This is a genomic window from Alicyclobacillus contaminans DSM 17975 (assembly GCF_000429525.1).
In the GTDB taxonomy this organism is placed as follows: domain Bacteria; phylum Bacillota; class Bacilli; order Alicyclobacillales; family Alicyclobacillaceae; genus Alicyclobacillus_A; species Alicyclobacillus_A contaminans.
Genome location: NZ_AUCA01000061.1, coordinates 1 through 11,366 on the forward strand (window position 1 = coordinate 1; position 11,366 = coordinate 11,366).

The following is an 11,366-nucleotide window of genomic DNA, read 5'->3' on the forward strand; positions in this document are numbered from 1 at the left end:
ATTGCCTACAGCCTGGTGGAGACAGCCAAGGAGAACGGGCTGGACCCGTATCTGTACCTGGAATACCTGTTCGAGCGGTTGCCCAACATCCGAACGGACGACCGGGCGGCGATGGATGAGTTACTCCCGTGGTCGGACCGCCTGCCGGAACGGATCCGCAGGCGCGGGAAAAAAGCATAGCATGAGAAATCGCCCCGCTGGGTTCCCTGGCGGGGCTGATTGTTGCTGTGCATGACTCTCGCACGAAGTCTGGAGAAGCGCAAGGTGTGAGGGGTTTGACGCTTACGGATTCCCAGAGAAAGTTGAGCTCAGAATACATAAGATTTCCGCCAAACGGCGGATCGGTAAAGATGTAATCGACCGATGCCTCTCGGAAAGAGATTTGGTGTATTGATTGAGATGCAATTAACCCCGAAGTATTTCTATGGGAAAGAGCGCTTTTAAAAGAACGCAGCTTCCCATTTAGCCATTGATAAGCATTCCATTCCCTGACCAGTGACCCAACATACAATGTCCCACTAAGGATCATGTTTGGAAATGTTGTCTTGGGTTTAAACCTTTGCAGTTTGGTTAACCCTAGCAAACCGCCAGTGAGTATTGGGACAAACCGCTTATCAAGAGTAGTTCCACGCCTTTGGGCATTAAAACTAGCCAACGACCACAAATTCCGCTTCGTGTAAAAATGGTGCACGTGTGTAAGACCATGAGACACTTTGGGTTGTTCAGTGTTGTAGCCATCCGGCATCCTGTTGGTTGGGAACCAGTAAGGAATGTCCATTTGTTCGATCTTCTCGATCAGGGCTAGGTCGAACGCGTCTGGGCTCTTTTCAAATCTCCTTTTACCTACATTGTAGTTAATTAGCACCGGCACCTGTTTGGCTTGGCGGATGGTCTGGCCAATGGCCCTGTCGTACTTGGCCACCCACGCGCGTTCCATACTGCGCTTGCTAAGGTTGACACTGCAGTGGGGACAGGGAAATGTGGTGTGCACCTTCCCAGCCTCTTTGTCCACCGCTGCTTCCCAAAAGACCACCTCGCCGGCACACTCTGGGCAAATGAAGACATCGGACCACACGGTGTAGTTAATTCGACCCCAGGGCAGGCTCGTGTTGAGTCCACCAGAATTTTGAATCGGTAGTTTCTCAAGCTGCGACAGAGCTTCCTGAAGTTGCTCATCGGTGGGTTCATGGAGCGTTTGGTACATCCAACCGCATTCGTCTTCCAATATTTTCAGGATGCGCTTGGCTTCCGATTCGAATATCCGCACGTCGATCTGTGTATTGTAGTTGTATGCGATGAACGTGGCTGCTGGAGAGAGATCGTTCAGAATTGCACGTCTTTCTCCAATCTTTGAGAATGGCACCCAGGCCGTCTCACCATTTTCGTCCGTTTCTTGCTGATAGATAACTCCATTCTCGTCCACATGGTATCCTAGCGATTCCACCGCCTTGCGGTCACCACAAAACCGCGCAGCGACTCCGGCCATACCAGTGCCACAGAATCCATCGAAGACCACATCGCCTGGCTCGGTATAATGCAGGATGTAGCGCATGATCGCCTTGTGTGGCACCTTGGTGTGGTAGGAGTGAGCGTTGTAGATCGGATCATTCTTCCCCTCGCTCACATCCGCCGCAAAGGGTTCGCGATGGTAAGGAGCGGTCTCCGGGTTATAGGGCCCGCCGTAGCGCTTGATGAAGTCCCTAATGAATGGATTGGGACAAGCCGTATAATACGGCGGATCGGAGAGGTACAGAATGTCCTCCACATTACCATGCGGGAAGCCGACCTCGTCCTTCCAGAGTTGAAGCAGGTCTTTGTTGGGCTCCTCTTGATGGGCAGTCGCCATACGCTTGGCCAGGTCGCGTAGGCGCTCCTCTTCCCCCATCGGCCATTTCTCGATCGACTGAAGTCGCTCCAAGGCGTCTTCAACTGTCGTGAACGTCACACCGCCGAGCTTGGCATGTAGTTCCTCCAGCCCTTGGCGAAATAGACGCATGAAGTACTCTCGCCTCGCCTCGTCATTCTCAAAAGCCATTCCAAGGCATTCGACCGGGGTTTGCGACTTGGTGTTCGGTTCCAGATCAAAAAGGCTTTTTTGGTTATCGCTGGTGCTCACTATCATCCGCTCCTATCACTCGAGTACGATTCGAACCTTGCCTGGTTCGTTTCCCTTGGTGAGAGTATCGATGTATTCCTCAAAGCGTTTCTTCAGTTCCGTTGGCGTGGCGGGTGAGCCCCCCTTGAGAAGGGCTGCGCGCAAGTCTTCGGCTTTCACGGTGACCTTAACCAGACCGGACAGTACCTCCTGCACGGCATGAATGAACTCGTGCCCCGGCTCATCAGGCAGCTTGCGCTCCTCAAGGAAAGCGTTGACCAACTTTCTGAGTTCGGGCTTCAGCAGATCGAGATTCCCGCGAGTGGTCGGGTCCTCCAAGTTGGCAAGCAAAGTTTGGGTCCAGTCGTCGAGCAGCTTGTCCATCTCCGTGTCCAGTTGATCGAGCAATGGTGCCGCAGAAGCGACTGGCGCCTCCGCCGCTGGCCGGAAAGAGCAATGCGGACAGACAGGCGAGGCGTCGAGGTCCTGCTCAGTCAGGGCGAAGCAGCTCTTCAATCCGGCCAAGCGGTTCTGGAAATCGGCCAAGCGCTGACGCGGCATGAGATCGATGGTGGCCAATTTCTTAAGAGTTTCAAGTCGTTCGTCCTTCAACAACTCTACCTTGCGCTTGTCTTCGTTCACACCCAATCGAGCCCGAGTGTGCATGTTAAGATAGGCGTGTACATAGGCTTTCTTGAGGTCTGTGAGTTTGCGCAAGCTCTCCACCCTGACGGCAACAGAGGTGCGCTTGGCTGGGTCGCATACATCCGCGAGCACTTCGTCTCGAGTCGCTCTCATCCGTTCCACCCATTCGTAATCCGCAGGGAGCACCGCCTCGGCAGCGGTAAGATAGGAGGCTACCGCGCCCAAATCACGCACCAGATTCTGCAAGGACTCGATTTGCTTCAGGGCCTTGATGCCATCTTCGTGGCTCTTCACCTCCTGCGCATCGTAGCGGAAATTCTTTAGCTTACCGGTCGAATTGTATGCTTGGAGTGATTCCAGGAAACTCTTAGTCTGGTCAAGCCGCTGGCGCAGCCTCGAGGCCTCCTCTTCACCAAGCAGGTTCTTGCCCCAGAATACCAGTCCGGTTGGTAGGCTCTGCTGAACCAGGACTAGCTTGTTCACCACTGCTGCAACGGTTTTCTGGAGCTCCTGGACGGGTTCTTCCTTGCCCTGCGTGACAAGCTGCGCCATGCCCGGCGCGAGGTCGAGTATCTCGAACAAGGCCCTGAGGGCAGGCAAATTCCAGTCCTTGGGCCGCTGGATATGTTTGAAGTTGACCAGCTCGTCCATCGGAGTCGCGGCCAAATCCGGCAGCCCCGTCGCATCGAACTTCTTGCCGGGAATCGAGAGCACCAGATCGCCGGAGTAAACCAGCGCGGCCAAAACCACAACAGCCCATTCGGGTTCTAGACGCAAGGTCTGCGGCGCAAGGTACTCGACCCCGAAGACGTCCTGGATCAACTCAGAGCGGTTGACCACTTGGTCCTGCCCCTTCTTCCCGAGAACGTTTAGGACATACTGTGCGTACCTTGAACGGTGCGGGTCGAGTCTGTCCCCATCTAGGAGCTCCAGGGCATCGAGGACAGCGGTAGCCTGCTTGGTGCGGCTCTGCCCAGCGATGGTTCGCAACGCATCCTGGGCTGCCTGTTCGCGGTTATCCCCTGTGATAAGCACCGAGAAACAAGGATACTCTGGCGCCTGGTTCTGAAAGTGTCCGGACAGGACTAGCCCTGATATGGTGTTCACAAGGTCGCGAAAGTTGATGCGCTCGTGAGTGGTAATGCCGTATAACCCACGGGTTGACTTGCCCGTGGCCCATTCCACCAGCGGCCTAGTGCGTCCCTGATAAGTCACCTCCAAGGCATCGGTTATGTGCTGATGCAGCCATCGCACCAGGTCGCGGAGAAAGCCGGAGGCCTTTGATTCATAGGTAGCCTTTGCATGACCGCTCGATGTAGAAGCGAGATCCAGTGCCGCAGCGTAAAGACTCAATTTCTGACGAAACTCGTCATCCATGCCCCTGAGACGGAAGAACACTTCATCTGCCTTCTTCTCGTCCTTGAAGTATGGTGGGTCGAATGGCTGAATGAAATAGACATAAAAATCGCGGGGCGGCACGGCGGTCGACCGCTCGTTGGGGGCACCAAAAAACAGATAACCCTGTCGAGCCGCCTTCCGTTCAAGCCACTCTATCTCGTGTTCCCAGATACGATAACCAGTCACATAGGTTGGCTGGTCCTTTTTTTCCATCACAATTTGAAGTGCTTCGTAATAGGCCCTATCGAGAACAGCGTGGTCCAGACTTTCTGCGCGCCTTTGGATGAGCGCGTCATAGTCCTCCGTTTTCTTGAGATCCAAAAACCACTGGCGATTATCGGCTTTCTGCGAGATGAATTGTCCGCTGACCGTTTTCTGGATTTCCTTCAAAACGGTTTCGACCAGCGTTAAAAGATCTTCCGAAGGTTCACCGCCAAGCTCCTCGATGCCGGGCTGGTACAGGCAAAGGGCGTCGCGGAGCTCTTCCGCCGTCGCTCCCAGAGGAGCATTGATATCACCTGTAGTGAGGCGGTGGACCGAGAGTGCATTGATAATGCGAATGGCCATGGGCTTGTATACTGGCCGAGTGAATGCCTGTGAAACACGTGACTCCAACACCTGGCTGCAATCGATCACGGCCCTTACATCGGGAATCGTGCGGGCTGAGGGATTACTCCTCAATGTCTCCCAGTAACTGTCGTACGAGACCAATCCGGGACGGTCTACAGGAATATCTTCATTGAGAAGTTTTTTGATGGTGAGGGAAAGGGTCTTCAGCACTTCCCGCTTTTCCACCGCTGTGACGCGCTCAAATGTATCGATGTAGTCAGGATGGACGGGGAATAGGCGGACGAACTCGTCCATCCGCTCGTTCATGTAACCGTAAAACTTTGCAAACGACGAGAGGTATTCGCGGATCTTAGCTTGCTGCTCGCCGGTCTTCTTGAGCAGACGCTCGGCGACGACGAACTTCACATCATTTCGGGCGATGAGGATCTGTTCAAAGCGGGCTTGAACCCGGCGGATGCTATCGGCTACGAAAGCGAAACGCGGGCTGTCGAAAATGGCCTCCTGTACACCAGCCACGAAGCGAAAGCGCAGGTCTTTACAGACCTCGCCCAACTCACGAAGAAAGTTGAGGTCAAGAATCAGTTCTTGATCTCTGCGGGTGCGGAGATAGTCCAGCAACTCGTCCACCACCAGGAGCAAGCCGTGATCAGGATACTCCTGGTGGAAGGCAGCCATCATTTCCTCAAACGCTGGTTTATTGCTCACGACCTCACCGGCAGACGGGAAGGTGTAATTCACTCCCATGGTTGCCAGATGTTCCTCCAGTTCCCCAACCAGAATCTCCCGGAGCGACATGGTCGTCGCACCAATCTCGATGCGGATCACCTTAAACCTGCCGGCAATTACGCGTGCTGCCCGCGCCACTCCATCATGTGACAAAGCATCCACCAACTCTTCGTGTTCGGCGATGCTGGAAATTACCGACATCAGGTGGGATTTTCCGGTCCCGTAGTTCCCAACGATAAGAAGCCCTTTATTCTCTACGGGTTGATAAAACTGAAGCTGAGGAATCACGAGGTTAATCAGCTTGTCAGCCATCTCGTTTGAGATGACATAGCTGCTAACTAAGTGACGGGCAGCCACGGCTTCATCAGCATCGCGCAACTGAACAACTGTCTCAATGGGCTCGAACTGAATGACGTCAGAATATCGCATGTCACACAACTCCTCACAACGACGCAACTCGTTCTTGTCAAGACGCTACAAGACTCACGATCAATATATCGTGTATAGGATATCGACGGAATTCCGGGTGACCCGGGACGGCATAAGTGAGGAAACCCTCACTCACCACGCCGTTCCATGAAGCAACCACCGTTCGATTCCGTGATAACCTTTGAAGGATACGTAAAGGATCCTGTTTGAGTCGCGTATCGAAAAGAATCTCGATGTTGTCCAACAGAACCACGTCGGCCGCAGCTTTGCCTTCAGCGGCCGCTGCCACAATTTCATCCAAGAGCCGTGGTAGACGCAGGGCACGTTGACGTGCGGTCAGATCTAGCATTCGGCGAGACAACTCAAGATTGACGTTGATCAACGGCACGGACATCGCATCTTCAAGAGCCCGCAGCGTCGAGGTCTTGCCGCTGCCCACAGGGCCCACAACTAGGACGAGGCGGTAATATAAGGACCTCGCATATTCAATCTTCAACATGAGATCCTCGTTTATGACTCCATCCATTGCTCGTCCTCCCGTCGCACAACGACCTAACCAACAATCTTGTCATGACGGCATACCGCGACATTCGACAAGCCTCGTGAATCAATTCATCACTTATCGTGAAAATCCTTTCTGAGAGGAAACATCTTGGGGTTATTTGTCATGAGACATGGAGTGAACTTGGCCCGAACCTGCTGGACGCACTTGACTGTTCCCCTACGCTGCTCAGGTGCTTGCGGATATTATGGTGTTAAAACATGAGCGTATAACAAGGTGGAACATCCGTGTGTGGAGCGGGAAGAATCGGATCGATTGATTGACCAGTTGCAAGAGAGTGAGGTGGCTCCGGCACTGCGCTACCAAGGAGTCTGCGCGAACTCGGTGAAGATCCACTTTTGAAAGAAACGAATTTCAGCACCGTCGGACGTTGAACCCGAGACGGAGGAGGAAAGGGCGGGAGCTGAACAAGCACGAAGGGAATTGAAGACATGTGACGTGTTGACCACAAAAACTGGAACGGGAATTGGACTATGAATCGGTCATTGGCCACCTCATTCCCTGCGTGACCTGAAACGGATAGACAAAATGACAACGCGCAAAATCGTGGATGCGGTCAAGCGTTTGGCCTCAAACAACCAAGGCGATGTCAAGAATTTGAGCGGGTAAAGGATGAGTACCGCTTGCGAATCGGCGATTGATGTGTGGACACGGATTCAAAGGTACTGACCATCCTCCGGGCTTGACCACGAGAGGATTCGTATAAACGCAATCCGGCTATTCCTCCGTACTGATCACCTGATTATTGGTTCTCACCTGATTATTGGTTCGAGATGCTTCTTCAAACCGCGATGTCAATCACGTACGTCCCGATGACATATCACCGACATTCCCGACATACCGACACATGCTCAAGAATCCAAGTCTATAGAGGCTCGCTCCAATGCCGAAAGCATCCCCATGGCTCCGACACAACCCGACATGATTCTCTACATCCGGGAGCTATTGTCGGGTTGTGTCGGATCGAACATCTGTTCTCATACGCGTCGCAGATTGCCCAGCGGGACTGCATGTCCAACAATGTCGGTTATGTCGGAATGTCGGGTGGGGTCACAATCGTGATTTGCAGAGCTCCTCGCGGTCCCTCTGAAACCACTCCGTAGCCGTGATCCGCGATGTCCAAGATCAACTGCCTGGCCTCCGAAGCCCGTCTCACACCAACAACATTTGCCCGCTGGAGATCGCGCGTATCCACAGTACCTCCGTGTCGCTGGATCCAGTCCACAGCCCGTTTCACGCGCTCACTCTGCAAAGGCAACGTCAACTGTGAATAGACTTTGCCCGTGTGCGCCTTAAAATACTCCACCAAGCGTATTGCATGTGATACTGCTACCTCGTCAATCTCCAAATTTCGACATTCACCCGTCGCTTCGCGCAGACATTGTAGTACAAGAGACAAGCGAATCGCATAAGTATCCAATTTCGCGTACCACGAATGCAAGTCATCCGGCAAATCTGGGTCGTTCCGTTCAGCAACGTGCTGTGAACGCCATTCCATCCACCTCTCCCGCGCGGATGGCGAAAACTCCATTTTCTGTGGTCGCGACTCTTTCGCACCTTCGCCCTTTTGAATTAGGTACTGACAGGTATCCATCCACGCGCGCCTTGACATCTCTGACACCACAGCTTCCGACGCCCGTGACTGAACCTCATCGGGAAATGACACCAGGAACCGCTGTGCAAATCCGTCGTGAAGTGTGAATTCATTCGCTAGTTCTGTCAATCTGGAAGGCTGAATGTCACCCGTGATGCACAGAAATGGATTGGAGATTGAGAGGCGGTAGCTTTTCCGGGCATACCTAACCGGCTCTCCACTCCAAAGACTCAAAATAACCGCCTTGTCCGATCCACGTCCGCCCTTATATTGATTCAAGGACAGTGCAAATCCCGAAAATTCCTCTACATAGTAGAGAATACCGGTACGATTCTCGGCCAGGAGTTCCAGCAACGCTTCGACCGTGGAATTGGTTGTAAATATCTCCTTTGAAGTTGGCGCTTCCACCTCCGCTTCCGATCCACCTGCTCTTGCTCTCTTCTCACGCTTCCATTCCTCGTCAAATCCGTGTTGAATGACATCAAGCGGTTGTCGAGCAATTTTGTATGCCGGCGTCTTGCCCGAACCCGAACGAGCAACGACGACCGTCCAGATCCGTGCCCCTTCCACCCAATCGTTCTTTGGCTGGGCAACCCGACTTGCACCAATGCATGTACCCGCGATGGAAAGCATGGGCACCGCAATGTAATCGGGTGGACAGCCGATCGATTCGGCGGTTTCCCAAACGAGTTGTTGCAGTGGAGCCGGGTAAACGTCGACCGGAAAGGGAGGTACGTCATGCCGAGGTAACGGCATGACGTCGTCCCCACGCAAAAGCCCCGAACCGCGACGGCGTTCGTACTCCGCCAGACGAGCAATGCCTCCCTTAACGGACATACGTCTCACCCTGGCGCCGAAACAACTCCCGAACCGCGATGCTGTCTACCACACGTAGCAGTTCGTTATGCGGCAAGGGAGGTCGATTTTGGAAATTCCACGCAATCATCAAGGACTGTACGATATACGGATCGACCCTATGACGCAGTAGGTATCCGCATAGACGGCTTGCGGCAGTGTTACGCCCTCCCTCTGAGACGCCCTGTGCAATGGCCCGAAGGTTGTTCAACCGCGAATCGGTGCCCGAAGGATCAAATTGGACACTCTCGCCAACGATTGACTTTGAGGAAGAGAGCAAATCAATCAACCAGTTGGGTGCCTGAACGACGGAGGCAGTCGCAGGTCCAACCACCCACGTATAAGCCCGCTCCGTACGACTCGGGGGAACCAGGACGTATCCCCCGTCGCCACGCCAATCGATCCCCTGCAAACACCCAGTACCGACACCACATCCAATTGGAGCATCGTGACGGTAGCGGAAATACAGGTGCCAACCGCCCCCACCCGTACGTACACACCAGGTAGGTGTCATTCCTGCATGCTCTGCGACGAGCTTCCGCCAACTCACCATTCCGCCATGCCGAGGGTCGATGTCGAGCACCCACACCTTGCTGACTCGACCAGTGGCAACGGCAAGGTTGGCATTGGGGTATGCGCGAGCCCACTCGTTAATTCGCTCCAGGTCTGTGGTTGCATCCTTATACCCATGACAGGTCAATGGACGCTTGCCCCCTGCTTGACACGGAAACATCAGCCACCCCAGCTGGGCGTACCTGACCGCATACTGCCAGACCGTCACCCTGTGTGATACACTGTTTACATTAGAGTTGCTTTGCCCAGTTCCAGCTGGGCTCTCTTTCTGTACCATCTCAGTTCGCCTCCCGACGCCAACCACCCGGATAAGCTTTGCCACCCGTTTGGATCCAACGCTCCAGTTGTTCCGGATCCACGCGCAGTTGCCGACCCAGCCGAACAACCGGGATCAACCCTTCGCGGGCGAGTTCATACACGCGACTGACTGACACTCCACAGATCTCTGCAACCTCCGTCATCGTGAGCAACCGGCGTACCATTCACTATCACCTCCATGAATGTCTGGGTACATTATCGCACCTCGCCCGAACACACGTCGTTCAGTTCTGCACTTCAACAAAATTCGTTTCTCAGAGACTTGACAAAAACCCAACCCATTGACCCACACAATCACCAGAAAGACTTGTAAGCCCCCGCGCCCTCGTCGGAAGCACAGGGGCCATTCACTTTCTCTTCCGTGCGCTTAGCGGACAAACGGGGCACCCGATTTGGCCAAAGCGTCCTCCAACCATCTTGGATGCATCGGAAGAATATCATCGGGCAATGCATCGACGGGGTAAAACCGCACATCCAGGCTTTCCCCCGAATTACTGTGGAGGGTTCCGCCCACAATCGCCATCTCGAAGCAGACGGTCACAAAGTGGACAACTCTACCGTTTGTGTACTTAAATACCTGAGATTGGGGATCGGAGTATACCCCAATCAGTCTTTTTACGCGCGTTCGCAACCCTGTCTCTTCCAGGACCTCCCGGACTGCCGCATTCACCACCGTTTCACCTGGCTCAACATGTCCTGACGGAATGCCCCACAGCCCGACGTCGGCTCGCCTCTGCAGAAGAACACGCCCGCGCGGGTCGAAGATGATCATGGCAACACCAGGGCGAATCTCGTCGATCCGATTCATTCCCCCAACCTCCCGCATGAAAATGGCCCGAAGAGGAGATCAGCGCATGACAGTGCGCTGAACCTTCCCCCTCGGGCCTTTTGTGCCAATAGGTGCATCCGGCGACACAAGCCGGACATGTAGCCCTCGGTCGCAGACCTTCGCGCTCCCGGCACGAAGCGGAACCCTAGCTACCCTATCCCGGTTCAGTTGAAAGTCCACATTTACTTTTTTTTTTTTAATTTTACAGTCACGTGCGTCGCGATGAAAAGTGGGGAACTTGTCTTCCTTGTCAATGTTCGAGGACGGCTCTCAATACCGTACATTCGTTCGATCCATCGTTCGTATGGGGTCTCCATCTCTTACGTGTCCGCCCCATCACCGTACTTATTACCGACGGAATGGCACCACATTCCCGAGGAATGGCGTTCATCATGCGTACACAACGCGTACACGTCCTGTTTGCCAACCCTGCCTTCATCACTCGACCCTTATCATTCAGAAATCGCAAGAACACCTCTTTGGGTGACTAGTGTCACGAGTCTAAAATAAATATACAGTGGTGTTTACCATTGTGGTAATATCATGGCATGGGTAAACGAGCGATTGAAATTACACTCACTGATGATGAACGTGACCAATTGGAACAGTGGGTCCGTTCCCCTTCTACTCCACAAAAACTGGTCCGCAGAGCGCAAATTGTGCTCCGAGCGGCGGATGGATGGACCAATCAGCAAATGGTTAAAGCCGGTCTTGGAACCGGTGTAACCATCGCTTTGTGGCGCACTCGGTTTGCCGAACTGCGCTTGGACGG

8 protein-coding genes and 1 pseudogene are annotated in these 11,366 nt (G+C 53.8%); 1 reads left to right on the top strand and 8 read right to left on the bottom strand.

Going from position 1 to position 11,366, the window contains the following annotated elements:
- On the top strand, positions 1–180 hold a 180-nt coding region (locus G463_RS22540), incomplete at its 5' end, for a transposase domain-containing protein (protein ID WP_169725491.1).
- A 1,342-nt stretch (positions 181–1,522) separates the two neighbouring features.
- On the opposite strand, the pseudogene G463_RS23940 reads toward G463_RS22540, so the two are convergent.
- The 8 genes and pseudogenes from G463_RS23940 to G463_RS23345 form a co-directional block, all read right to left on the bottom strand.
- Positions 1,523–2,122 (bottom strand): annotated as a pseudogene (locus G463_RS23940) (hypothetical protein); the annotation flags it as partial.
- A 9-nt stretch (positions 2,123–2,131) separates the two neighbouring features.
- On the bottom strand, positions 2,132–5,863 hold the full coding sequence (locus G463_RS0115865; RefSeq protein WP_026975941.1) for a DUF6079 family protein: 3,732 nt from the start codon (positions 5,861–5,863) through the stop codon (positions 2,132–2,134).
- Positions 5,864–5,900: 37 nt separating this feature from the next.
- Positions 5,901–6,389, bottom strand: coding sequence for a BREX-3 system P-loop-containing protein BrxF (brxF, locus tag G463_RS0115870; protein ID WP_026975942.1), 489 nt, complete (start codon positions 6,387–6,389; stop codon positions 5,901–5,903).
- 1,063 nt (positions 6,390–7,452) lie between these two features.
- Positions 7,453–8,856 carry a DUF3987 domain-containing protein gene (locus G463_RS0115880; RefSeq protein WP_026975943.1) on the bottom strand — a complete coding sequence of 468 codons (1,404 nt, stop codon included), beginning with the start codon at positions 8,854–8,856 and terminating at the stop codon, positions 7,453–7,455.
- On the bottom strand, positions 8,846–9,724 hold the full coding sequence (locus G463_RS24115) for a bifunctional DNA primase/polymerase (RefSeq protein WP_051322376.1): 879 nt from the start codon (positions 9,722–9,724) through the stop codon (positions 8,846–8,848). The genes G463_RS0115880 and G463_RS24115 overlap by 11 nt, the downstream gene beginning before the upstream one ends.
- A gap of 1 nt (position 9,725) precedes the next feature.
- Positions 9,726–9,929 carry a helix-turn-helix domain-containing protein gene (locus tag G463_RS0115890; RefSeq protein WP_026961623.1) on the bottom strand — a complete coding sequence of 68 codons (204 nt, stop codon included), beginning with the start codon at positions 9,927–9,929 and terminating at the stop codon, positions 9,726–9,728.
- A gap of 203 nt (positions 9,930–10,132) precedes the next feature.
- Positions 10,133–10,573, bottom strand: a complete 441-nt coding sequence (locus tag G463_RS0115895; protein ID WP_026975944.1) for an NUDIX domain-containing protein — start codon at positions 10,571–10,573, stop codon at positions 10,133–10,135.
- A 545-nt stretch (positions 10,574–11,118) separates the two neighbouring features.
- Positions 11,119–11,366, bottom strand: a 248-nt coding sequence (locus G463_RS23345) for a hypothetical protein (protein ID WP_211227431.1), incomplete at its 5' end; no start/stop codon positions are given.

Excerpts from the sequence above, each read along its gene's own strand:
- G463_RS0115865 (WP_026975941.1), bottom strand. The coding sequence starts at position 5,863 with ATGCGATATTCTGACGTCATTCAGTTCGAGCCCATTGAGACAGTTGTT.
- brxF (WP_026975942.1), bottom strand. The coding sequence starts at position 6,389 with ATGGATGGAGTCATAAACGAGGATCTCATGTTGAAGATTGAATATGCG.
- G463_RS0115880 (WP_026975943.1), bottom strand. The coding sequence starts at position 8,856 with ATGTCCGTTAAGGGAGGCATTGCTCGTCTGGCGGAGTACGAACGCCGT.
- G463_RS24115 (WP_051322376.1), bottom strand. The coding sequence starts at position 9,724 with ATGGTACAGAAAGAGAGCCCAGCTGGAACTGGGCAAAGCAACTCTAAT.
- G463_RS0115890 (WP_026961623.1), bottom strand. The coding sequence starts at position 9,929 with ATGGTACGCCGGTTGCTCACGATGACGGAGGTTGCAGAGATCTGTGGA.
- G463_RS0115895 (WP_026975944.1), bottom strand. The coding sequence starts at position 10,573 with ATGAATCGGATCGACGAGATTCGCCCTGGTGTTGCCATGATCATCTTC.